Raw genomic sequence first — 22,577 nt, forward strand, 5'->3', positions numbered from 1 at the left:
TTCGAGGAGAGTGATCAGGTGAGCGGAACCGTCGCGGTGGTGACAGGGGCCAGCCGCGGTGCAGGCGCGGGTATCGCACGCGCACTGGGTAGCCACGGGTGCACTGTCTACGTCACGGGGCGAACCCAGAACGGCGGCAACGCAGAGGGTTCGCGGTTGTCGGGCACGATCGACGAGACCGCGCAGGCGGTCACCGACGCGGGCGGCAAGGGTATTGCCGTGCGCGTCGACCACGGCGACGACGATCAGGTCAAGGCGCTGTTCGATCGGATCGCCCGCGAGCAGGGGCGCGTCGACATCCTGGTGAACAACGCGGCGCTGATCCGCGACGAGATGATGGGCCGCACGAAGTTCTGGGAAGAACCGCTGAATGTCATCGACACCCTCGACGTCGGGCTGCGCAGCAGCTATGTCGCAACCGTCTATGCCGCGCCGCTGATGCTTCCCCAGCGCAGCGGCCTGGTCGCGTTCACGTCGTCGTCGGGCGCCGCGCATTACGCGTTCGGGCCGGCGTACGGAGTGCCGAAGGCCGGTACCGACAAGATGGCCGCTGACATGGCTTTCGACTTCCGGGAATTCGGGATTGCCGCGGTGTCCATTTGGATGGGTTCGCTGTTGACCGAGCGGGTCCGCGGGATCATCGCGAGCAACCCCGAGAAGTTCGGGCACATCACCGATACCGCCGAAACACCCGAGCTGACCGGGCATGTCATCTGGGCGCTGTATCGCGATCCGGATCTATCGGAGGTGAGCGGCCAAACGCTCATCGGGGCGGAGTTGGCGGTCAAGTACGGCATCAAAGACGACGGCGATCGTCAGCCACCGTCATACCGCGACATGTTCGACGTTCACCCGGCCAAGCAGTATCCGCACGTCATGCGGTGATTTGCGCACGCTGGCGGAGGTGTGAGCGTGCGCGAACCGCCGAAATTTCGCGGCGCGTCGTGTGCAGACATGCACGCTCGCGGGTATTCGGTACAAACGTGCAACCACCCGCGAGGAGGCCACGATGGCAAAGGATCACGGTTCCAGTGTCAAGAACGACAAACAGTACGAAGGCCTGCGCAAGAAGGGCATGAGCAAGTCGCGTGCGGCGGCCATCGCGAACACGCCCGATGCGTCGAAGAAGGGCGGCAAGAAATCTGGCGGATCCAAGAAGAGCTGACGATGACTTTCGGCCGCTGAGTCGGTCATAACCTGCGAGTGCCACCACCACCGCAGGAGGAACATCGGATGTCCGTCCCGACTCAACCGGCCGCCCTACCGCCCGTCGTCGATCAGGCGACCTGGCGCGCCGCCCTCGACGACCTGCGCCGCCGCGAGAAGGCGGCGACACGCGAACTGGACGCCATAGCCGCCCAGCGCAGACGGCTGCCCATGGTCCGCATGCCCGATTACACGTTGATCGGGGAGAACGGGCCGGTCCGGCTCGCCGACGTGTTCGAGGGGCGCTCCCAGCTGATCGTCTACAACCACATGTGGACCGACGGCGCGCAGTGGCAGTGCGGCGGCTGCACCGGGTTCACCTCGCAGTTCACTCGGCTGGAATTCCTCGACAACTACGACGCCCGCTTCGTCGTCGTCACCAACGGCCCGATCGAAGAGGTGCTGGCCTACCGCACCAAGGTCGGCAACCGGATGGACTGGTACTCGTCGTCGGAGAGTTCGTTCGGGGCCGACGTCGACGCCGCGCCCGGTGAAGGCTTCGCGGTGAACGTGTTCCTGCGAGACGGTGACACCGTTTACCGGACCTGGCACACCAACGGTCGCGGCACAGAACAACTCAGCCACTCGTTCGCGCTCATCGACCTCCTGCCGTGGGGCCGCCAGGAGGAGTGGCAGGATTCGCCGGAGGGTTGGCCGCAGCGGCCGACGTATTCGGGCTGGCTGGATTCGCCCGACATCGCGCGAGCGTACGGTCCGGGCTGAAACTCTCCAGGCATTGCTGATGCGCGACTGCCCACCTCTCAGCGAATAATTCGCTGACAACGAAAGTTTCGCTGTTAGGCGGGCACTAGCCCAACGGTCTCCCGACCGGCTGTTGCCGCGACCGCCCGCGTTCATGGTCGGCGCGACGGTGGCATCCTGGCTTCATGGGGTTGGTATGGGCCTGATCATCCGCCTGCTCGAGCTGCTGATCGTGCTCGTTCCGCTCGCCGGCGTGCTCTACGGGGGGTGGCGGGCGCTGACGGCGGCGCGCGCACGCCAGGACGCCGGCCGTGAGCAATCCGCCGACACGGCCCCGCAGCCCGCGAGCGGAACGGCGATGCAGTGGCAGGCGATCGCGCGTGCGGTGAAGGCGCACGACCGCACCGACACCCATTGGCTCGGATACGAGCTCGACGTCGCGAAGCTGCTCGACTATCCGCTGATGACCGACATGCGCGACCCGCTGACCGAGCGGTTCCATCGGACCAAGTTGCGCGCGGACTTGTTGCGTCCGGGCAAGGCCGAGGATCTCGTCGACGACGTCGAAGCGGCGCGCGAGTACGTCGACGCCGTCACCGACTACGTCACCGCGTTCGAGGCCGCCGAGATCGAGGCGCTCCGTCGTCGGCGCAGCGATTTCTCCGCACAGGACCAGCAGCGCATCGCCCGCGCCCAGAGCATGTTGCGCGTCGCGACCGACACCGCGGCCACTCCGCAGGAACGCGAACGCGGCTATGAGCTCGCCCGCCGTGAACTCGAGGGCCTGGTGGTGCTGCCCGAGCGGGCCCGCGTCGCGATCGAGCGCGGTATCGCCGGCGAACTCGGCGGCTGACGCACCCGGCCGTTCACACGCCCCGTCGCAGGAATTCGGCGAGCACCGCGGCCATATCCGGAATCGCTCGCCGCGCAATGACTTCGTAGCCGTGCGTGCTGAGTGTGGGCAGGCACAGCAGACCGGCCCGCGGGGTGAGCCCGCTGGCCTTCGCGTGCGAAGCGTCGGATTCGAACGCGCCGAGCACTGCGGGCTGAGGTGCCAAGCCCAGGTCGGTAGCGGCCTCGAGGAGCGCATCGGCCACCGACTTGTCGTAGATGGTCTCGGCGTCGCTGTACGCCACGATCGGGCCGCCGCTGCAGGAGGTCCCGTACTCGGCTTCGGTCGGACCGACCTCCAACGCCAGGGTCAGGTCACCGGGCAGCGTCCGGCTGGCGTAGGAGCCCCCGACACCGCCGACCTCCTCTGCGGTCGTGAACACCAGGTAGGTGTCGCGCGCCGGGCGCCCGTCGCTGGGAGCCAGCCGGCCGGCCACATCGAGCAGTGCGGTCGCCGCAGCGCGGTCGTCCATGAAGTAGCACCCGAGATAGTCGGGGCCGACGTCGATGAGCGTGCGCTTGCTTCGGTGGACGCATGCGCGCGTACCCGCTCTGATGCCCGCCTCGGCCAGCTCCTCGGGAGTGTGGCCGGTGAAGACGTAGACGTGAAGCCAGTCGAGCGCCTGATCACCCTGGTCCGGTTTGGTCTCCCAGATCTGCTGACTCTCCTTGGTGGTGTGCTCGGAGCCCAGGGTGAGCACGCCGCACACCGTCCGCTGGTCACCGAGCAACGCGACCGGCCCGAGGCCGAAGTTGCCCGGATACATCGTGCCCAGCGGTGTCATGTGCAGGGTGCCGTCGGACTCGATCCGCTTGACGAGCATCGACAGCTCGTCCAGGTGGGCCATCACCCGAGCCGGCTGGGCCTCGCGGTCCTCACCGCGGAGCAGGCCGATCAGATTGCCTGCCTCGTCGACCCACATCTCGTCGACGTGCGGCTCCAACTCGCGGCGGCACACCTCGCGCACGTCATCTTCCTGACCGCAGGGGCAGTACGCGTGGAGCAGTTCTTGCAGCAGGTCACGGCGCAGGGTTTCGTCGGGCATAGATCTTGAATTGCCGACACCGCGTCGGCCTAACCTTCGGCAGACCGGTCGAAGTGCGTCAGGCCACCGGCGGATGCGGATACGGCGGCGGGACCGGCACGCACAACCCCGTGCTGGTGTCCAAGGCCTTTCCGTCGACGCAGAACGATGCGCAACCGTAGATGACGCCCGTCTGCCCCGGTGGGCAGCAACAGTTGCCCGGCTGGGCGGAGGCGACGACGGGGGACACCGGTACGGCCAGTGCAGCCGCGAAGAGCCCCGCGATCAGTGACCGTCGCAAAGTCATGAGGGCAGTCTAAGTGCGTGGCTCAGGTCCCACAGAAGGTTCGGTACTTCCCGAAATCCTCGGGCGCGGGCTCGGCGTACCGCTTCAGACCGGGACGCTCGTCATACGGCGCGGTCACGGCGTCCAGCAATTGGTACAGCGGGTCGAGATCCCCTGCGGTCGCGGCGGTCAGCGACTCCTCGACCAGATGGTTGCGAGGGATGTAGATCGGGTTGGCACGATCCATCACCGTCGCGTCGGGCCGCAACGCGTGCCACCGCGACAGCCACTCGTCGAACGCGGCGAGATCGAGGAACAGGCCACGCGCGGGTTCGTCGTCGCCGCGGGCCGCATGCCCGAGGTGGCGGAAGAACGACGTGAAGTCGACGTGGCTCTGATGCAACTGTGTGATCAGGTCGTTCATCAACGGCACCGCGATCTCCTCCGGGGTGTCCGTCAGCCCCAGTTTGGCGCACATGCCCGCAGACAACGCGTCCTGGAACTTGGGCGCGAAACCACCCAGGCTGCCCTCGGCGATCGCGATCGCCTGCTGTTGGTCGTCGGCGAACAACGGCAGCAGCGCCTCGGCCAACCGGGCCAGGTTCCACACCGCGATCGCCGGCTGGTTGCCGTAGGCGTAGCGGCCCCACGAGTCGATCGAGCTGAACACCGTCTCGGGGTCGTAGGCCTCCATGAACGCGCAGGGCCCGTAGTCGATGGTCTCTCCGGAGATCGTCATGTTGTCGGTGTTCATCACACCGTGGACGAAGCCGACCAGCATCCACTTGGCGATCAGCGTCGCCTGCACCGCGATCACCGACTCCAACAACGCGACATAAGGATTGCCCGCACCGGCGGCTTCGGGGTGGTGCCGTTCGATCGCGTGGTCGGCCAGGCGCCGCAGCATATCGACGTCGCCGGTGTTCGCGGCGTACTGGAAGGTGCCGACACGCAGATGGCTGCTGGCCACCCGCGACAGCACCGCACCGGGTAGCGGCGTCTCGCGTTGCACCTGGCGGCCCGTCGCGACCACGGCCAGCGAGCGGGTGGTCGGAATCCCCAGCGCGTGCATCGCCTCGCTGACGATGTACTCGCGCAGCATCGGGCCGACGGCAGCCAACCCGTCGCCGCCGCGGGCGAACGGCGTCGCGCCGGACCCCTTCAGATGCAGGTCGCGAAGCTCGCCGGAGGTCGTCGTGAGTTCGCCGAGCAGGAGCGCGCGGCCGTCACCCAGCCGGGGGACATATCCGCCGAACTGGTGACCGGCATAGGCCTGCGCGACCGGGTTCGCACCGTCGGGAATCTGCGTGCCGACCAGCAGCTGCAGGCCGTCGGCGCTGCGCAGCCACTCGGCGTCGATGCCGAGTTCGGCCGCCAGCGGTTCGTTGAGGACGAGCAGCCGCGGGTCGGGCGCCGATTCGGCCTGCCAGCGGACCGCCAGCTCGGGTAGGTCGCGCGCGTAGCGGTCGGCGAAGGTGACGGCGGTCGGTGCGGTGCTCACCCTTTCCACAGTACGAGCGGCACCGGCGCCTCAGCCGACGGCGAAACGCTCCGGAGTTGCCAACAGGGAACCCCACTCGGCGAGCACCGCGGCCCGCGCCGCCGCATTCAGGCAGTCCGCTTTACCGCCCGCGGCCGTGACGAGCGCGTCGGCGAGGGTGAACAGCGGCACCTGATGCTGTTGCGCCGCGCGGACGATCTCGCGGAAAGCGTCGTCGACCGTGCAGTGGCGAAGCGCGATGAGAACACCTTCCGCGGTGTCCAGGCATTGTCGTCCGGGTGTCATGGCTCCGTTGATACCGATGCCGGCCGGTAGTCAGGTGGTCAAACGCTGGGAAACAGCTGCGAGCTATCGAGCGGCGGAGCCGGAACGGGTCTGGACGGCGCTGTCTGTATGGTGAGGCTTCCTGGCGAGCGCGGATAGTGGTCAGAGAGGACCTGCCGCGCGCGGGGAGTAACCGTCTGATGAGGAGCAGCCCGGTGACGCTGAACACCATCGCGCTCGAGCTCGTGCCGCCGAACGTCGAGCGTGGGCACGAGCAGGCGTTGGAAGATGCGCAGAAGGTGCTGCGATGCTCCGCGGAAACGGGTCTCGACGGCCGCATCCGCCACGTGATGATCCCCGGCATGATCGAGGAGGACGACGACCGTCCCATCGAGATGAAGCCCAAGATGGACGTGCTGGACTTCTGGGCGATCATCACCCCCGAGCTGTCCGGGATGAACGGGCTGTGCACCCAGGTCACCGCGTTCATGGACGAACCGACGTTGCGCCGGCGGCTGACCGACCTGTCCGGCGCCGGGTTCGACGGCATCGCGTTCGTCGGGGTTCCGCGCACGATGAGCGACGGCGAGGGCACCGGAGTCGCCCCGACCGACGCACTGTCGATCTACTCCGACGTGGTGCCCAACCGGGGCGCGATCCTCATCCCCACCCGCGACGGTGAGCAGGGCCGGTTCCGTTTCAAGTGCGATCAGGGCGCCACCTACGGGATGACCCAGTTGCTCTACTCCGACGCGATCGTCGGGTTCTTGCGTGACTTCACCGAGGAGACCGACCACCGCCCGGAGATCCTGCTGTCCTTCGGATTCGTGCCGAAGATGGAGAGCAAGGTCGGCCTGATCAACTGGCTGATCCAGGACCCGGGCAACCCGGCCGTCGCCGCCGAGCAGGAGTTCGTCAAGAAGCTCGCCGCCACCGAGCCGGGGGAGAAGCGCAAGCTGATGGTCGACCTGTACAAGCGGGTCATCGACGGAGTCGGCGACCTCGGTTTCCCGCTCAGCATCCACCTCGAGGCCACCTACGGCGTGTCGGTTCCGGCGTTCGAGACGTTCGCCGAGATGCTCGACTACTGGGCGCCCGACAAGCCCTGACGGTTAGGGCCTCCGGACAGCGGGAAGGCCTGACCACGTGGTGGGCAGTCTGTTATCCCGCGCCCTGCACGCGTTCCATCACGTGCGGCTCGATCGCGAGACCGCTCTGGCGCTGCTGAAAGCTGCCATCGCATGCACGGTCGCGTGGCTCCTGGCGACCAGGGTGTTCGGTTCCTCGCACGCCACCTTCGCCGCATTCTCCGCCCTGATGCTGGTCGAGATCACGATCGCCGACTCGATCGCGAAGGCCGTTCGGTACACGGCCGCGATGCTTGCCGGCATCGGTCTGGCGGGGGCGGCGGTGTGGGTGTGGGGTGTGGTGGTGTGGCTGTTCCCGGCCATGCTCGTCGTGGCGCTGGTGATCGGGCGGTGGCATCGGCTGGGCAGCCAGGGGATCAACGTCGCGGTGGCGGCGATCTTCGCCTACGGCGCCTTCGCACTGCCTTCCGGTGATGCGTCGGCCGGCAGCCCGCTCCCGTCGATCGCGGGCATGGTGCTGCTGGGCGCCTCGGTGGCGCTCGTGGTGACGCTGGTCATCGCGCCGCCGTTGCGCTATCGCAGCGCGCGGTACGCCGTCGAATCGGTCAGCGGTTCGATGGTCGACCTGCTGACGGACATGGCCGACGGGCTGGCGGACGGCGACATGAGCCAGGAGGTCGTGCGGGACTGGCGGTGGCGCGCTGACATTTTGCCGAACAAGGCGGCGCAGGCCCGTCACACCCTCGACCACGCCGTGCGCACCACGAAGCTCAACGTGCGCCGGCTGGTGGTCCACCCGGGCACCGCGATGGCGGAGCAGCGCGTGACGATCAACGCGCTCGAGCGGATCGGCGAAGAGTTGCGATGGGTGGCCACGGGGATCGCCCGTGCCGTCGCGCGGGAGGAGTCGGAGGCTCAGCACGACGAGTTCCTTCGTCGCTACGGCACGCTGCTGACGGCCGTGCGGGCAGCCGCTGGGTGACGAGGCCCGCCGGTGCCGCGCTGCGTTCGACGAACTGACCGCGCATGTCGCGAGCCGTGAACTCGACCGCCCAACCCAGTGGGCGATCTTCGGCGGGCTGTACACCGACGCCGAGCGCTTGTGCGACGAGATCGACTCCGCCCGTGAGGCTTACGCGACCCCCGGACGCGGCCGCACGGTGCGGCCCGCGTAGGACCGCACCGCGCCCCCGTTGCGTCACGACGCCTGACGCGTCGGCGTGATCGTCAGCTGCTGCACGTTGACCCGCGCCGGTTGGGCGACCAGGAAATCGATCGCCGCGGCGACGTCGGCGGGGTCCAGCCACTCGATGTGGTCACGGGTGCCGTCCAACCACTCCGTGGCTCCGGCATCGGTGACGTGGCCCTGCAGCTCGGTTTCGACGATGCCGGGCTCGATGGCCGAGACCCGCACGTTCTTGGCGCCGAGTTCGGCCCGCAGCGTGCGGGACATGTGCGTCACGAACGCCTTCGTGCCCGAATACACCGCGAAGTTCGGGAAGATGTTCTGCGCGCCGATCGACGAGGTGTTGATCAGGTCGGCGACGCCCTTGTCTTCGGCCGCCTTCACCAGTTGGGGAACGAACGAGCCGATCGTGTTCATCAACCCGGCGACATTGAGATCGATTTGCTGCTGCCACTGGTCGAAGCGCTGTTCGTCGATCGGCGATGGCAGCATGACTCCGGCGTTGTTGAACAGCACATCGACCGTGCCGAGTTCGTCGGACACCCGCTCGGCGGCGGCATGCGCCCGTGCAGTGGGTCCGGCCGGGCATCCGCCGGTTACTCGAGACGCTCGACGATGTGACACCGGCATTCGTGTTCGGCCGCCGGATGGACATGTTGGCAGCCAACCGGTTGGCGCGGGCGTTGATCGGCGACTTCGAGGCCCTCTCCCCGCGCGAGCGAAACCTGTTGCGGTTCGCCTTCCTCGACGAATCCGCCCGCGAGCTCTACACCGACTGGGAAGAGGTGGCACGCGACAACGTCGCGATCCTGCGCCTGGACGCCGGGAGGCATCCCGACGATCCGCTGCTGACCGAACTGGTCGGGGGAGCTGGCCGTCAAGAGCGACGAGTTCCGCCGGTGGTGGGCCGACCACAACGTCCGCGAACGCACGCACGGGATCAAGCGCTACCACCACCCGTTGGTCGGCGATCTGACGATCAACTACGAGAGCGTCGCCGTGCTCGGCGACCCAGAACAGACGTTGTGCCTCTACACCGCCGAGCCCGGGTCGCCTTCGGAGAACGCGCTTCGCCTGTTGGCCAACTGGACGGGCACCCCGTCGACGGCAGACCGCGACGCCGACCTGCCGACCTCCTGACCGGACGCCTATCCTGGCCGGAGTGTCGGGCCCCTCTGTCGCTGAGCTTCGCAATCGCATCGACGGGCTGACGATTCGCGATGCGGCCCGGTTCGGCAGGCGGCTTCGCCAAATGCGCGGCGCCCCGGTAGAGAAAGTCGCCAAACTCGCCGAGCAGATCGCCGCGGCGGAAGCGGTTGTCGCGACCCGCCTCGCCGCGGTGCCGACGATCACCTATCCCGAGCTGCCGGTCAGTGAGCGCCGCGACGAGATCGCCAGGGCGATCAACGAGCACCAGGTGGTGATCGTCGCCGGTGAAACCGGTTCCGGAAAGACGACCCAGCTGCCCAAGATCTGCCTCGACATCGGCCGCGGCGTACGCGGCACGATCGGGCACACCCAACCGCGACGCCTGGCCGCCCGCACCGTCGCCCAGCGCATCGCCGACGAGGTGGGCAGCCCGCTCGGCGACACGATCGGCTACACGGTGCGCTTCACCGACCAGGCCGGCGACCGCACCCTGGTCAAGCTGATGACCGACGGCATCCTGCTCGCCGATATCCAGCGGGACCGCCGGCTGCTGCGCTACGACACGCTGATCCTCGACGAGGCGCACGAGCGCAGCCTCAACATCGACTTCCTGCTCGGCTATCTGCGCGAGTTGCTGCCCCGCCGACCCGATCTCAAGGTCATCGTCACCTCCGCGACGATCGAACCGGAGCGCTTCGCTGAGCATTTCGGCACCGTCGGCGGCCCAGCACCCATCGTCGAGGTGTCCGGGCGCACCTATCCGGTCGAGATCCGTTACCGCCCTTTGGAAGTCGCTGTCCCCGCCGACGACGCCGATGACCCCGACGATCCCGACCACGAGGTGGTCCGCACGCAGATGCGCGACCAGACCGAGGCGATCGTCGACGCCATCGCCGAGTTGGAGGCCGAGCTGCCCGGCGACGTGCTGGTGTTCCTGTCCGGCGAACGCGAAATCCGTGACCTCCGTGAAGTATTGGCCGGCGTTGTCGATGAGCGCACTGAAGTGCTGCCCCTGTACGCGCGGTTGCCGACGGCCGACCAGCAACGGGTGTTCGCGCCCCGCCACACCGGGCGCCGCATCGTGCTCGCGACCAACGTCGCCGAGACGTCGCTCACGGTGCCCGGCATCCGCTACGTCGTCGACCCGGGCACCGCCCGCATCTCCCGCTACAGCCGCCGAACCAAGGTGCAGCGGCTCCCGATCGAGCCGATCTCCCAAGCATCGGCGGCGCAGCGGGCCGGGCGGTCCGGGCGCACCGCACCGGGGGTGTGCATCCGGCTGTACTCCGAGGAGGACTTCGCGGCGCGACCGCGCTACACCGAGCCCGAGATCCTGCGGACCAACCTGGCGTCGGTGATTCTGCAGATGGCGGCGCTCGGGTTGGGTGAGATCGAGACCTTTCCTTTTCTGGACCCGCCGGACCGGCGCAGCATCCGCGACGGCGTGCAGCTGTTGCAGGAACTCGGCGCGTTCGACGCCGACGGCGCGATCACCGATGTCGGGCGCAGGCTCGCGCAGCTTCCGGTCGACCCGCGTCTGGGCCGCATGATCCTGCAGGCCGACACCGAGGGTTGCGTGCGGGAGATCCTGGTGCTGGCCGCGGCGCTGTCGATCCCCGACCCTCGGGAGCGCCCCGCCGACCGCGAGGACGCCGCGCGGCAGAAGCACGCCAGGTTCGCCGACGAGCATTCGGATTTCGTGTCTTACCTCAACCTCTGGAGATACCTGGGTGAGCAGCGCAAAGAACTGTCGGGCAATGCTTTTCGCCGGATGTGCCGTGACGAGTTCCTGCACTATCTGCGGATCCGGGAGTGGCAGGATCTCACCGGGCAGCTGCGCAGCATCGCGCGCGACCTCGGAATCAGGGAGTCCGACGAACCCGCCGACCCGGCAAGCGTGCACGCCGCGCTGTTGGCCGGGCTGCTGTCGCATATCGGGCTGCGTGACGGCGATGGCCGCGAATATCAGGGCGCGCGCAACTCGAAGTTCGTCCTGGCGCCCGGTTCGGCGCTGACGAAACGCCCGCCGCGATGGATCGTCGTCGCCGACCTCGTCGAAACCAGCAGGCTGTTCGGCCGCATCGGGGCCCGCATCCAACCTGAAGTGGTCGAGCGCATCGCGGGCGATCTCGTGGCGCGCACCTACAGCGAACCGCACTGGGACGCGCGGCGCGGTGCGGTGATGGCCTACGAGCGGGTGACCCTGTATGGGCTGCCGCTGGTTCCCCGTCGACGGGTCGGCTATTCACAGGTCGAACCGGACCTGGCGCGCGAGTTGTTCATCCGGCACGCGTTGGTCGAGGGCGACTGGCAGACGCGGCATCACTTCTTCCGCGACAACGCCCGGCTGCGCGAGGAGCTCGAGGAACTGGAGGAGAAGGCCCGCCGCCGCGACCTGCTGGTCGGCGATGAGGAGATTTTCGCGTTCTACAACGCCCGCATCCCGTCGGATGTGGTGTCCGCGAGGCATTTCGACGCGTGGTGGAAGAAGCAGCGCCACGTCACGCCTGAGCTGCTCACGTTCACCCGCGACGATCTGCTGCGTACCGAGGACGCGGCCGATGGCCAGCCGGACGCGTGGCGGGCCGGCGATCTGGCGCTGCCGCTGAGTTACCGCTTCGAGCCGGGCGCCGAGGACGACGGTGTGACGGTGCACGTACCCGTGGAGGTGCTGGCCCGGCTCGGCGGTGACGAGTTCGCCTGGCAGGTACCCGCGCTGCGCGAGGAGCTGATCACCGCGCTGATCCGCTCCCTGCCGAAAGCGCTGCGGCGCAACTTCGTTCCCGCACCGGACACGGCGCGCGCGGTGCTGGCCGCGATCACTCCGGGCGCCGAACCACTGCTCGAGGCCGTGCAGCGCGAACTGAACCGCCGCACCGGTGTGCTGGTGCCGATCGACGCGTTCGACCTCGACAAGCTGCCGTCGCATCTGCGGGTCACTTTCGCCGTCGAGGGCGCCGACGGCACCGAGCTGGCGCGCGGTAAGGACCTCGATGCGTTGCAGCATGAACTCGCCGCGCCGGTGCGGCGCGCGGTCGCCGATGCGGTGGCAGGCGGCCTGGACCGCACCGGATTGCGGACGTGGCCCGAGGATCTCGACGAGGTGCCGCGGAGCGTCGAGCGCACCGTCGGCGGCCACACCGTGCGTGGATATCCGGCGCTGGTCGACACGGGAGACGCCGTCGACCTGCATGTGTTCCCGACCGCCGCCGAACAACAGGCGTCGATGGGGCCCGGCACCCGCAGGCTGTTGCGCCTCGCGGTGCCCTCACCCGTGAAAGCCGTTGAGCGGCAATTGCAGCCGCGCACCAAGCTCATGCTCGGCGCCAATCCTGACGGATCTCTGCAGGCGCTGCTCGAGGACTGCGCCGACGCCGCGACCGATCTGCTCGCGCCCGCTCCGGCGTGGACACGCGAGGAGTTCACCGCGCTGCGCAACCGCGTCGCCGCCGACCTGGTGCCGACGACCGCGGGAATCGTCACCCGCGTGGAGAAGGCGCTCGCGGCGGCGCATGACGTCGAGGTGGCCCTACCGACGGCGCCGTCCGCCGCGCAGGCCGACGCGATCGCCGATATCCGCGCACAACTGGCCCGGTTGTTGCCACGCGGCTTCGTCGCCGCCACCGGAGCCGCTCACCTGGCCGATCTGAACCGCTATCTCCTGGCCATGAGCAAGCGCTTGGAACGGCTGCCGCACGGACCTGCCGCCGACCGCGAGCGGATGGACCGCGTGCATGCCGTGGAGGACGCGTACGACGAGCTGGTCCGCGCGTTGTCGCCCGCGCGCGCCGCCGGTGCCGACATCCGCGACATCGGCCGGCAGATCGAGGAGCTACGCGTCAGCCTGTGGGCGCAGCAGTTGGGCACTCCGCGCCCGGTCAGCGAGCAGCGCATCTACCGCGCGATCGACGCGGCGCTGATCCGCTGAGCCCTATAGCCGCACGCGACGCCCGCCCATCCGGTAGGCATTAACCCTATGTATGCCTCGCTGGTCCGGAGCGCGGCGGCCGTCCTGCTCACGGTCGCGACGGTGTCGTGTGGTGGCCCGTCACCGACCGCCCAGAGCGACACACCCACCCCGTCCGGTCCTGCGCCGGTCATCAAACCAGTTGTGCTCGAGCAGATTCCACACGATGTCACGGCGTGGACGCAGGGGTTCGAGTTCGACGGGGGCTCCCTATACGAGGGCACGGGCATCGCGGGAAGGTCGCAGCTGCGCGAGCTCGACCCCGCCACCGGCGCCGTGCGGCGCGCCGCACCGGCCCCGAACAACTACTACGGCGAGGGCATCACCGTCGTCGGCGACCGCATCTGGGAGCTGACGTGGCGCGACGGGGTGGCCGTCGAATGGGACAGGGCCACCCTGACCCCGGTGCGGGAGGCGGCGGTCGACGGGGAGGGCTGGGGTCTGTGCCACGACGGTGACCGGCTGGTCCGCAGCGACGGCACCGACCGGCTGCGCTTCCACGACCCGGCGACCTTCGCCGAGACAGGCTCGGTGGCCGTCACTCGCGACGACGAGCCGCTGCGCAACCTCAACGAGCTGGAGTGCGTCGACGGCCAGGTGTGGGCCAACGTGTGGCACTCCGACGAAATCGTGCGCATCGACCCGGCGACGGGGCGGGTCGACGCCGTCGTCGACGCCGCCGGATTGTGGCCCGGTCAGGGCGAGGACTCCGAGAAGGTGCTCAACGGCATCGCGCACGTCGACGGCGACGAATACCTGCTGACCGGCAAGTTCTGGCCGTCCATGTACCGGGTTCGGCTCGACCCGCCGAGCTGAGGGTTTGCGCCACGGCTGAACCGTCAACGTAGCGGTCATGACCGCTCTCGACACCACCAGGGACGCGACGAGGCTTGTCGCGGGGCCCATCGCCGGCGCTTATCGACGCACCGGCGCCGATCTGCCCTTCAGCGACCCGCTGACCTCGCACGGCACCGAGATGGAGGGCTGGTTCTGGCGCCTGACCGACGCCGCGTCGGGACGCGTCGTGGTGGCGTTGTTCAGCGTGAACAAGCATCCCGACGGCGACTGGGCGACCACCGCGGTGGCTTTGCACCCGGGCGAGCGGGTGTACAGCGCGGCGCTGGACGGTGCCCGTGCCGGGGCGGAGCCGTTTCGGCTCGACGCGGACGACGGACGGTTTCACGCGACCTACGACCGGCTACGCGCCGACCTCCCCGGCGTGCGCGTCGACATGAGGTTCGACGACCCGGTCCGCTGGCCCAAGGCGCTGGCCGGCGGCGGGCTCGCCTCGGTCGTCCCCTTCCTCAACCAGTACTGGCATCCCTACCGGCTCGGCGGATCCGCCAGCGGCACCGTGGAATTCGACGGTGAGCGCTGGCAGTTCGACCGCGCCAAGCTCTACACCGAACGCAACTGGGGTGCTGGGTTCCCGCAGCGGTGGTGGTGGGGGCAGGCACACGACTTCGGCGACGCCGACGTCTCGGTGGCGTTCTCGGGAGGGCTGCTCGCGCTCGGACCGCTCAAACAGGACGTGGCAGGCGTCGTGGTACGGCTCGGAAACAAGGTGCTGCGGTTGACCCCGCCGACGGCCTGGGTGCGCTCGGACATCGGCGAGGGTACGTGGACCCTGCGGGCGATGTCGCTTCGGTACCAGATCGAATTGCACGGCGACGGAACGCATCTCGAGCCGCACGTGCTTCCGGTGCCACTGCCCGCCGAGCGGCGCAACGTCGACACCGACTTCGAACACCTCGCCGGCAGGTTGCGCTGTGTGGTCAAGGATTTCGGTCGGGTGATCTTCGACGGCGAATCCGAGATCGCGGGTCTGGAGGTCGGCAGCCTGCCCGGTGGCTAGGGTGACCGAATGCGACTCGGCAGGATCGGCGGGCGGTGACCCGCCCGCGGGTGGTCGTCGCGGGCCTCGGCGACAGCGGTGTGCTGACCGCGATCAAGCTTGCGCGGCACGCCGACGTCGTCGGTGTCTCCGCCAAACCGGGGCTGCTCAGCGGCCAGGAACTCGGCATGCGCATCAGCAGGCCGCAGGACTGGGCTCGCTACAACTGGATTGGGTTCCACCGGTTCCGCGGACTCGACCACGTTCGCACCGTGCACGGCACACTGACCGGGCTCGACCCGTCGGCGCAGAAAGTGCTCGTCGAGACCGCCGACGGCGGTGCGGTCGCCGAACCCTATGACGCGCTGGTGATTTCGACGGGCGTCAGCAACGGCTTCTGGCGGCGACCGCATCTGCAGACGGCCGACGAGATCACCACCGAACTCGGTACGGCGCACCAGCGGCTGGCGTCCGCGCGGTCGGTGATCATCATCGGCGGGGGCGCCGCGGCCGTCAGCAGCGCGGCCAACCTGGCCAAGGCGTGGCCCGACAAGCGCGTCGACCTCTACTTCCCTTCCGAGCGCGCGCTCGTGCACCACCACCCGCGGGTGTGGCAGCGGATCAGCCGTCAACTGGCCGGGCTCGGCGTGGGCCTGCATGCGTGCCACCGCGCGGTGCTCCCGGACGGGTTCGGCTGCGACGAGATCACCGACGCACCCGTGCAGTGGAGCACCGGGCAGCCGGCGTCGTCGGCCGACGCGGTGCTGTGGGCCATCGGCCGGGTCTCGCCCAATACCCAGTGGCTGCCGCCCGAGTTTCTCGACGAGCAGGGTTTCGTGCGCGTCACCCCCGAACTCCGCGTGCCCGGGGCCACCGGGGTATTCGCGGTCGGCGACGTCGCGGCGACCGACCCGCTGCGAAGCTCGGCCCGCAACCGCGCCGACGGGCTACTCGCCCACAACATCCGCGCCCACTTCGCAGGCAAACCGCTGCGCGCCTATCGGCCCGCGAGCCGGCGGTGGGGTTCGGTGCTCGGCCCGCAGGCCGACGGCCTCGAGGTGTTCACGCCGAAGGGTCAGGCGTTCCGCTTCCCCGGGTGGTCGATCGATCGCGTGCTGATGCCGTGGATCGTCTGGCGCGGTTTCTACCGCGGCGTGCGGCCGGAGTCTGCGTCGCGAAACTGAAGATGTGCATCACTTTTCGCGAGCCGTCGAGCAGAAGCTCAGTCTCGCGGCAGTTCCGCCGCGATCGTGTCCAGCAGGGCACCGTAGCGGTTGGCCTCGCGGTGCGGGCCGGGCTTGCCGCTGCTGATCACCCCCGCGGCGAGCCGACGCTGCGGATCCGCCCACACGGCGATGTTGGTCAGCCCCGTGTGCCCGAATGCGGCGGGGGCACCGCGACCGAACGGCCCGAACCGTTTCGACCCGAGCATGAAGCCGGTGCCCCAGCGCAGCGGGGCCAGCCCGACCGCGACGTCGGGGCGCAGCCGCCGGGCCTCCGCGGTCGCGTTGCGCAGCGTCTCGGGTGCAACGACGCGCACACCGTCGAGTTCGCCGCCGCGGCGCAGCATTTCGGCGAATCGCGACAGCTCGAAGGCCGTGGAGACCGTGTTCGATGACGGCAGCACGCTGGTGAGGTACTGCGGGCTGTTCGAGAACGGGATGATCTTGTACAGCGAACCGCCGACCGCCAAACGGAACACCGTGGCGGCGGGCTGGGGCAGCTCCTTGCCGGTGGCGTGGCTCGGTGCGACCAACGGAACATCCTGCGGCGCAACGCCGTAATTCGTCCACCGAAAGCCCAGTGGTTCGAGGATCTCGGTGGCCAGGATGTCGCGGATATTGCGTCCGGCCGCCGCACCGACGATCTCGCGGATCAACGGTCCCCAGGTCAGCCCGTGGTAGATGTGCACGAGGCCCGGCCGATACAGCGGTTTGAGTTCGCCGAGCTTCTCCCGGGTGTACTCGCTGTCGTCCATGCGGCGCAGATCCGGTCGCGGGCCGGTGTGGATCGGGATGCCCGCACTGTGGGTCATCACGTGCCGGATCGTGGTGCGGTGCTTGCCATGGCTGGTGTAGCCGGGCAGGTACTCGCAGACGCGGTCGTCGAGAGAGAAGACGCCCCGCTCGACGAGCATGTGCACGACCGTCGTCGTGATCGCCTTGGCCGCCGAGTACGCGCAGAACGGTGTTTCGGTGGTGACGGGGACCTTCTCCGCATCGAGGGGGTCGGAGGGACCGTTGCCCCATCCGTGCCCGATCGCGCGGTTCAGCACGACCGTGCCGTTGTGGCGCAGGCACACCTGGATCGCGGGGTGCATCCCCGCCGCATACCAGTGGCGGGCGGCCTGCCAGATGCGCTCGATCGCCGCAGGGTCGACGTCGGAGTGGTCCTCCTCGCCGACCGCGGTCACGGCGTCGAGATCGTCGGGCACCCGTATCCTGCCGTCGGCTGCCGTCATTCGGCCGTCCTGTGCAGGGTCGCGCCGAGATGATGTTGCAGGGGCAGGCCCATCGCCGCCATCCGCAACGAGTAGACCAGTTCGTCGCCGTCGACCCGGATCGAACGGCCGAGCGCGGCAACGTTTTTCGCGGTAGAAGTGAGGCCGATCGAGGTCGCGGTCAGTTCGAGCTCGATGACCGCGCGCTCGACCACGAGGGTGCCCTCCTCGATCTCGGTGATCCCGTTCGGATGGGCCAACACCCATTCCGCGCGGCCGTGCGACGGCATCCGCAGAAAGCCCGTCTCGGCGTGCAGGGGCCGACCATCGTCGGCGGCGGTCGCCTGGCGGTATGTCAGGAACGGTTTGCCGACGTGGTCGAACGCGATCTGCTCGGTGTAATTGAACGGTTCGATCGTCGGATATTCGCCCGCGCCGCGGCCGGACCAGACGCCCAGCAGTGGGCGCAGCACGGCGATGTCGGGGTGGAGTTCGACCACACCGCCAGGCTAGCGGGGGCCGCCGCTCAGGATTCCCTTGCCGATGAACGACCCGAGTTGGCTCAGCAGGTCGGTGGGGGAGGCCTGCGGCGGCGGCGCGGCGTTCGTCTGCTGCCACGGCTGGCAATCTCGCGTGGTGAATGCGGTGTCGGTCGCCTCGATGCGCACCACCTGGGGCTTCTTGGTGAGCGCATTGTCGGGGACCTGGTCGTTGTTGTCCCGCTTCCAGTAGCAGGCGCCGCCGTCGACGGGACCCGCCGACGAGTACGTACCCGGCAGAATTTCGGTGCCGACCTTGTAGGTGCCGTCCTTGTCGATGGAGGTCAGCGGCCCGGCGGGGGGCGGTCCCGGCTCAGTGGACGGGCCCGGCGCAGCCGACGGTCCCGGGGCCCCCGGATCGGGATGGTGCGGCTCGTCCGGTTGGGCCTGCGCGACACCCAGCCCGCCGAGGGCGAGGAGCGCCGTCGCGGCAACGGCGGCCAGTCGCGGCAAAGTCATGCGAGCCAGTCTAAACGGACAGCGGGCCTGGGAAAGAAAAAACCCGTCGCCGCAGCGGGGAGCTGCGGCGACGGGCTCTGTTCAACGGAGTCGACCGGACTCAGCCGGCCATGAACTCGTCGTAGGCCGACGCCAACTCCGGCGGCAGCGCCGAGATGTTGCAGGTGCGCTGCACGTCGCCGATCGGCGCGAGGATGCCACGCAGGTCGTAGTACTCCTGCGGGTTGGCGTTGAAGTACCCGCGCAGGGTGGCCGACGCTTCGTTGCGAGGCTGGCCGAACGCGGTGGTCACGGCCTGGTTGGCACCCGGATGGCTGTCCAGGTACGTACGGGCCGCACCCGTCACATTGCTGACGGTGCCGGACACGGCGCTTGCGCTGCAGTCCGGTGCGGCTATCGCCGACGGCGCGGCGATGGTTGCTGCGGCCAGGCCGCCGAGCAGGCTGGCGGCACAGGCGCCGGCGATCTGCCGGCGCGCGGCGATACCACGGATTTTCATATCGTTTCTTTCCTTCATTGCGTTTGTCGCTGTTTCCCCCGTCCCCGAAAACCAAGGTACCCATGGCAAATGCGGACAAACGCCGCAGCGAGACGCGGAATCGAACCACACGCAGGCGTTACACCGCAGCGGCGTGATCTGTACCGCAATTTCGGCCGAATTCGATAAGCGTGCAACCAGAAATTTCAAGAACTCTGAGAATTAGCTGGCGATCTTTAATTGATCGTGATCTGCATGGTGACCGAATTGTTATCCGCGCCTATGGGCGCAGGCGCCGAACATGAGCCTGAACATATGGTGGTCCTCGTGAAGTTGGACCTGCTGAGCCCCGGTGTCGAAGTCGGCCTCGTCACCACGAACCGAGACGAGATGGTCGCCTTCTACGAAGGGTTCCTCGAACTCGAACCCCAAGGCGAGATCGAGTTCCCCGGCGGTTCGCAGCGGCGGTACTCACTGGGGGGCAGCGTGGTCAAGCTGGTGACTTACGAGACACCGCCGCCGCAACCGGTTGCTTCCGGAGGTGGCAGGGCGCAGGCCGGGATCCGGTACTTCACGGTGGGGGTGAAGAACCTGCGCGGCATCGCCGAGGAATTCGCCGCCTCCGGGTACGACGTCGTCGAACCGCTGACCGAGTTCGCGCCGGTGCCGGGTATGGGCTGGATGTTCGTCGCCGACCCGGACGGCAACTGGATCGAAATGTTCGGAACGCTGTGACCGGCTTCCAACCCGCGCCGACCCCGCCCGGGGCGCCGACGTGCTACCGGCACCCCGACAGGGTGACCTATGTCCGCTGCGCGCGGTGCAACCGCTACATCTGCGCCGAATGCATGCGTGACGCGGCGGTCGGACATCAGTGCGTGGAGTGCGTGAACGCCGGCGCTCAACAAGTGCGCCCGGTGGGGACGCAGTTCGGCGGGGTGCCAACGGACAAGCCGATGGTCACCTACGTGTTGATTGCCGCGAACGTGGTGATGTTCGCGCTGCAGATGGCGGTTCCCGGTCTGCAGCGCGAACTCGTGCTGCAGTCCTTCGCCGTCGCTGATGGAGAGCTGTACCGCCTGCTGACGTCGGCGTTCCTGCACTACGGGCCCGCCCACATCCTGCTCAACATGTGGGCCCTCTACGTCGTCGGCCCCCCGCTGGAGGCGGCGCTGGGCCGGTTGCGGTTCTCGGCCCTGTACCTGTTGAGCGCGCTCGGCGGATCCGTGCTCGTCTACCTGCTGTCCTCGCCGGTCGCGCAGACCGCGGGGGCGTCGGGCGCGGTGTTCGGGCTCTTCGGGGCCATATTCGTGGTGGGCAAGCGGTTGAACATGGACGTGCGGTGGGTGGGCGCGATCATCGCGATCAACCTGGCGTTCACGTTCATCATCCCGCTGGTGAGCTCGCAGAACATCAGCTGGCAGGGCCACATCGGGGGACTCGTCACGGGCGCCGCGATCGCGACGGCCTACGTGTACGCGCCGCGTGGCTCGCGCAATATGGTCCAGGCCGGGGCCAGCGCGGCGGCTCTGGTGATCTTCGCGGCCCTGATCTGGTGGCGTACCGCCGATCTGCTGGCGTCCCTCGGTCTGGCCTGAACCCGCTACAGCTCGATGCGGGAGCCGACGATCACGGTGCGGTCGAGCGGCAGGCCGAAGTGCGCCGCGGCGTCGGCGGTGATGTGCGATGTCGCGATGAACAGCCGTTTGCGCCACGGCGCCATGGTCGGGGCGTCGCCGGGAGAAATCTCGAGCTTGGACAGGAAGTAGGACGCGGTGGCCAGGTCGACCGGTCCCTCGGTGTCCGCAGGGTCGAGCAGGGCCAGGGCCCGCGGCACGTTGGGCCGTTCCATGTAACCGAACCGCGCGACGACGTGGACGATCCCGTCCCGGGTGTAGCCGAGGTCGTCGTGCGTCATCCTCTCGGCGTCGGGCACCCGCGGCACGGTCTCGGTCTCGACGGAGACGATCAGCACGTGCTCGGCGAGGACGCGGTTGTGTTCGACGTTGGTCCGCATGGCCAGCGGTGCGGTGTGCATGCTGCGGTTCAGGAACACGGCGGTGACCGGTATGCGGATCAGCGGCGGTTCGCGGTTCGGCAGGTCGGCGACGAATTCACGTAACGGGCCTTCGGCACGTTCCCGTGCGGCGGTGATGACCGCCCGGCCGCGCTGCCAGGTGGTCATCACCGTGAAGGCCGCCACGGCGATGGTCAGCGGCAACCACGCGCCGTGCACCAGCTTGGTGAGGTTGGCGCCGAAGAACATCAGGTCGACCACCAGCAGCGCGCCGGCGCCGGGCAGCACCGCCCACAGCGGCCACCGCCACCGCGTGCGCGCGTAGTAGAAGAACAGCGTCGTGGTGATCGTGATGGTGCCCGTCACCGCCATTCCGAACGCGTAGGCCAGCGACGCCGAACTGCGGAAGGCGAACACCAGGATCAGCACTCCCAGTAGCAGGGCGCCGTTGATCCAGGGGACGTAGATCTGCCCGATGGTGGACGCCGAGGTGTGCTCGATGCGCAGCCGCGGCAGGTAACCGAGGCGGGCGGCCTGTGAGGTCACCGAGAACGCGCCCGTGATGACGGCTTGCGAGGCGATCACCGTCGCGGCGGTGGCCAACAGCACCAACGGAATTCGCGCCCACTCCGGTGCCAGCAGGAAGAACGGGGCGGCCACCGTCGACTCGTCGCCCAGCACCAGCGCGCCCTGACCGAAGTAGCTCAGTGTGCACGCGGGCAGGACAAGGCCGAGCCACCCGAAAGTGATTGCCCGCCTGCCGAAGTGGCCCATATCGGCGTAGAGCGCCTCGGCGCCCGTCACCGCCAGCACGATCGCCGCCAGCGCGAAGAACCCGATGTGGAAGTGTTCGGTGATGAAAGTCAGGGCGTACGTCGGCGACAACGCCTTGAGGATCTCCGGATGCCCGGCGATGCCGCGTACCCCGCACAACCCGATCGAGACGAACCACACGATCATCACCGGGCCGAAGAACCGCCCGATGGTCGCGGTGCCGCGGCGCTGCACCGAGAACAGCGCGACGATGATCACCGCGGTGACTGGAACGACGAAGTCCGCCAGCTGCGGGTCGATCACCTTGAGGCCCTCGACCGCGGACAGCACCGAGATCGCGGGCGTGATCATGCTGTCGCCGAAGAACAGCGCGGCGCCGAACAGACCCAATGCGGCCAGCGTCGCCGTCACCCGTCGTCCGCGCCGGCCGGTCCACCGGCGCAACAGCGTGATCAGCGCCATGATCCCGCCCTCGCCGTGGTTGTCGGCCCGCATCACCAGCGTCACGTAGGTGAGCGTCACGATGATCATCACCGACCAGAAGATCAGTGAGACGACGCCGTAGACGTGGCTGTGCGCGACGGGTACCGGATGCGGATCGTGCGGATTGAACACGGTCTGGATGGTGTAGATCGGGCTGGTGCCGATATCGCCGAACACGATCCCGAGCGCGGCGATCACCACGGCAGGGCGCAGCGACGTGGTATCCGGCCCTGCCCGCATCCGATGATCATGGCCCGAGTGGGGACCGGTTCGCGGCCCTTCTTCACG

At 68.5% G+C, this 22,577-nt stretch carries 23 protein-coding genes and 1 pseudogene; 14 read left to right on the top strand and 10 right to left on the bottom strand.

What is annotated here, in order from left to right; translation table 11 throughout:
• The first annotated feature begins 18 nt into the window (after positions 1 to 18).
• The 4 genes from RMCN_RS28830 to RMCN_RS28845 all read left to right on the top strand — a co-directional run bounded on the left by RMCN_RS28830 (position 19) and on the right by RMCN_RS28845 (position 2,761).
• Positions 19 to 885, top strand: a complete 867-nt coding sequence (locus tag RMCN_RS28830; RefSeq protein WP_067396480.1) for an SDR family NAD(P)-dependent oxidoreductase — start codon at positions 19 to 21, stop codon at positions 883 to 885.
• Positions 886 to 1,009: 124 nt separating this feature from the next.
• Positions 1,010 to 1,165 carry a DUF7218 family protein gene (locus RMCN_RS31170; RefSeq protein ID WP_165595640.1) on the top strand — a complete coding sequence of 52 codons (156 nt, stop codon included), beginning with the start codon at positions 1,010 to 1,012 and terminating at the stop codon, positions 1,163 to 1,165.
• Between the two features lie 68 nt (positions 1,166 to 1,233).
• Positions 1,234 to 1,929 carry a DUF899 domain-containing protein gene (locus RMCN_RS28840; RefSeq protein ID WP_067396483.1) on the top strand — a complete coding sequence of 232 codons (696 nt, stop codon included), beginning with the start codon at positions 1,234 to 1,236 and terminating at the stop codon, positions 1,927 to 1,929.
• Between the two features lie 175 nt (positions 1,930 to 2,104).
• A complete protein-coding gene (locus RMCN_RS28845) occupies positions 2,105 to 2,761 on the top strand; it encodes a hypothetical protein (protein ID WP_067396486.1) in 657 nt (218 codons plus the stop codon).
• A 13-nt stretch (positions 2,762 to 2,774) separates the two neighbouring features.
• Here the strand turns inward: RMCN_RS28845 and RMCN_RS28850 are convergent, their stop codons facing one another.
• Genes RMCN_RS28850 through RMCN_RS28865 form a run of 4 tightly spaced genes read right to left on the bottom strand, consistent with a single transcriptional unit; the run spans position 2,775 to position 5,896 of the window.
• Positions 2,775 to 3,845 (bottom strand): M42 family metallopeptidase, encoded by a 1,071-nt coding sequence (locus RMCN_RS28850; protein WP_067396489.1) that lies wholly within the window; start codon positions 3,843 to 3,845, stop codon positions 2,775 to 2,777.
• A gap of 58 nt (positions 3,846 to 3,903) precedes the next feature.
• Positions 3,904 to 4,131 carry a hypothetical protein gene (locus tag RMCN_RS28855; protein ID WP_082680829.1) on the bottom strand — a complete coding sequence of 76 codons (228 nt, stop codon included), beginning with the start codon at positions 4,129 to 4,131 and terminating at the stop codon, positions 3,904 to 3,906.
• Between the two features lie 22 nt (positions 4,132 to 4,153).
• Positions 4,154 to 5,611 carry a protein adenylyltransferase SelO gene (locus RMCN_RS28860; RefSeq protein WP_067396492.1) on the bottom strand — a complete coding sequence of 486 codons (1,458 nt, stop codon included), beginning with the start codon at positions 5,609 to 5,611 and terminating at the stop codon, positions 4,154 to 4,156.
• Between the two features lie 30 nt (positions 5,612 to 5,641).
• Positions 5,642 to 5,896, bottom strand: a complete 255-nt coding sequence (locus RMCN_RS28865) for an ANTAR domain-containing protein (RefSeq protein ID WP_067396495.1) — start codon at positions 5,894 to 5,896, stop codon at positions 5,642 to 5,644.
• 194 nt (positions 5,897 to 6,090) lie between these two features.
• Between RMCN_RS28865 and RMCN_RS28870 the strand changes: the two genes are divergently transcribed.
• Both RMCN_RS28870 and RMCN_RS28875 read left to right on the top strand, forming a co-directional pair.
• Positions 6,091 to 6,984 (top strand): mycobacterial-type methylenetetrahydrofolate reductase, encoded by an 894-nt coding sequence (locus RMCN_RS28870; protein ID WP_067396498.1) that lies wholly within the window; start codon positions 6,091 to 6,093, stop codon positions 6,982 to 6,984.
• A gap of 37 nt (positions 6,985 to 7,021) precedes the next feature.
• Complete coding sequence (locus RMCN_RS28875; protein WP_067396500.1) at positions 7,022 to 7,945, top strand: aromatic acid exporter family protein; 924 nt, start codon at positions 7,022 to 7,024, stop codon at positions 7,943 to 7,945.
• A 216-nt stretch (positions 7,946 to 8,161) separates the two neighbouring features.
• Here RMCN_RS28875 and RMCN_RS28880 read toward each other — a convergent pair whose 3' ends face one another.
• Positions 8,162 to 8,773 carry an SDR family oxidoreductase gene (locus tag RMCN_RS28880; protein WP_234787824.1) on the bottom strand — a complete coding sequence of 204 codons (612 nt, stop codon included), beginning with the start codon at positions 8,771 to 8,773 and terminating at the stop codon, positions 8,162 to 8,164.
• A gap of 8 nt (positions 8,774 to 8,781) precedes the next feature.
• On the opposite strand from RMCN_RS28880, the pseudogene RMCN_RS31925 reads away from it, so the two are divergent.
• From RMCN_RS31925 to RMCN_RS28905, 6 genes and pseudogenes are all read left to right on the top strand, one after another.
• A pseudogene (locus RMCN_RS31925) lies at positions 8,782 to 8,952 on the top strand (MmyB family transcriptional regulator); the annotation flags it as partial.
• A 67-nt stretch (positions 8,953 to 9,019) separates the two neighbouring features.
• Complete coding sequence (locus RMCN_RS31930; RefSeq protein ID WP_263987680.1) at positions 9,020 to 9,289, top strand: MmyB family transcriptional regulator; 270 nt, start codon at positions 9,020 to 9,022, stop codon at positions 9,287 to 9,289.
• A gap of 22 nt (positions 9,290 to 9,311) precedes the next feature.
• Positions 9,312 to 13,226, top strand: coding sequence for an ATP-dependent RNA helicase HrpA (hrpA, locus tag RMCN_RS28890; RefSeq protein WP_067396502.1), 3,915 nt, complete (start codon positions 9,312 to 9,314; stop codon positions 13,224 to 13,226).
• A gap of 48 nt (positions 13,227 to 13,274) precedes the next feature.
• The gene (locus RMCN_RS28895; RefSeq protein WP_067396505.1) at positions 13,275 to 14,081 is read left to right on the top strand and encodes a glutaminyl-peptide cyclotransferase; all 807 of its coding nucleotides are present in this window, start codon (positions 13,275 to 13,277) and stop codon (positions 14,079 to 14,081) included.
• A gap of 37 nt (positions 14,082 to 14,118) precedes the next feature.
• A complete protein-coding gene (locus RMCN_RS28900; protein ID WP_067396508.1) occupies positions 14,119 to 15,120 on the top strand; it encodes a tocopherol cyclase family protein in 1,002 nt (333 codons plus the stop codon).
• A gap of 35 nt (positions 15,121 to 15,155) precedes the next feature.
• Complete coding sequence (locus RMCN_RS28905; protein WP_067396512.1) at positions 15,156 to 16,283, top strand: FAD-dependent oxidoreductase; 1,128 nt, start codon at positions 15,156 to 15,158, stop codon at positions 16,281 to 16,283.
• 38 nt (positions 16,284 to 16,321) lie between these two features.
• Here RMCN_RS28905 and lipE read toward each other — a convergent pair whose 3' ends face one another.
• The 4 genes from lipE to RMCN_RS28925 all read right to left on the bottom strand — a co-directional run bounded on the left by lipE (position 16,322) and on the right by RMCN_RS28925 (position 19,036).
• A complete protein-coding gene (gene lipE / locus RMCN_RS28910; RefSeq protein WP_067396514.1) occupies positions 16,322 to 17,560 on the bottom strand; it encodes a lipase LipE in 1,239 nt (412 codons plus the stop codon).
• The gene (locus RMCN_RS28915; RefSeq protein ID WP_064413774.1) at positions 17,557 to 18,039 is read right to left on the bottom strand and encodes a peroxynitrite isomerase; all 483 of its coding nucleotides are present in this window, start codon (positions 18,037 to 18,039) and stop codon (positions 17,557 to 17,559) included. The genes lipE and RMCN_RS28915 overlap by 4 nt, the downstream gene beginning before the upstream one ends.
• A 9-nt stretch (positions 18,040 to 18,048) precedes the next feature.
• Positions 18,049 to 18,537, bottom strand: coding sequence for an Rv1352/Rv1906c domain-containing protein (locus RMCN_RS28920; protein ID WP_084377835.1), 489 nt, complete (start codon positions 18,535 to 18,537; stop codon positions 18,049 to 18,051).
• A gap of 100 nt (positions 18,538 to 18,637) precedes the next feature.
• Positions 18,638 to 19,036 (bottom strand): heme-binding protein, encoded by a 399-nt coding sequence (locus RMCN_RS28925; protein WP_067396515.1) that lies wholly within the window; start codon positions 19,034 to 19,036, stop codon positions 18,638 to 18,640.
• A gap of 294 nt (positions 19,037 to 19,330) precedes the next feature.
• On the opposite strand from RMCN_RS28925, the gene RMCN_RS28930 reads away from it, so the two are divergent.
• Together RMCN_RS28930 and RMCN_RS28935 are read left to right on the top strand one after the other, a co-directional pair.
• A complete protein-coding gene (locus tag RMCN_RS28930) occupies positions 19,331 to 19,750 on the top strand; it encodes a VOC family protein (protein ID WP_067396517.1) in 420 nt (139 codons plus the stop codon).
• Positions 19,747 to 20,613: a rhomboid family intramembrane serine protease gene (locus RMCN_RS28935; protein ID WP_067396518.1), complete on the top strand. Its 867-nt coding sequence runs from the start codon at positions 19,747 to 19,749 to the stop codon at positions 20,611 to 20,613. Before RMCN_RS28930 ends, RMCN_RS28935 begins: the two co-directional genes overlap by 4 nt.
• 5 nt (positions 20,614 to 20,618) lie before the next feature.
• Here RMCN_RS28935 and RMCN_RS28940 read toward each other — a convergent pair whose 3' ends face one another.
• Positions 20,619 to 22,529: a potassium transporter Kup gene (locus tag RMCN_RS28940; RefSeq protein ID WP_067396520.1), complete on the bottom strand. Its 1,911-nt coding sequence runs from the start codon at positions 22,527 to 22,529 to the stop codon at positions 20,619 to 20,621.
• Positions 22,530 to 22,577 lie beyond the last annotated feature (48 nt).

The organism is Mycolicibacterium novocastrense (genome assembly GCF_001570485.1).
Lineage (GTDB): Bacteria > Actinomycetota > Actinomycetes > Mycobacteriales > Mycobacteriaceae > Mycobacterium > Mycobacterium novocastrense.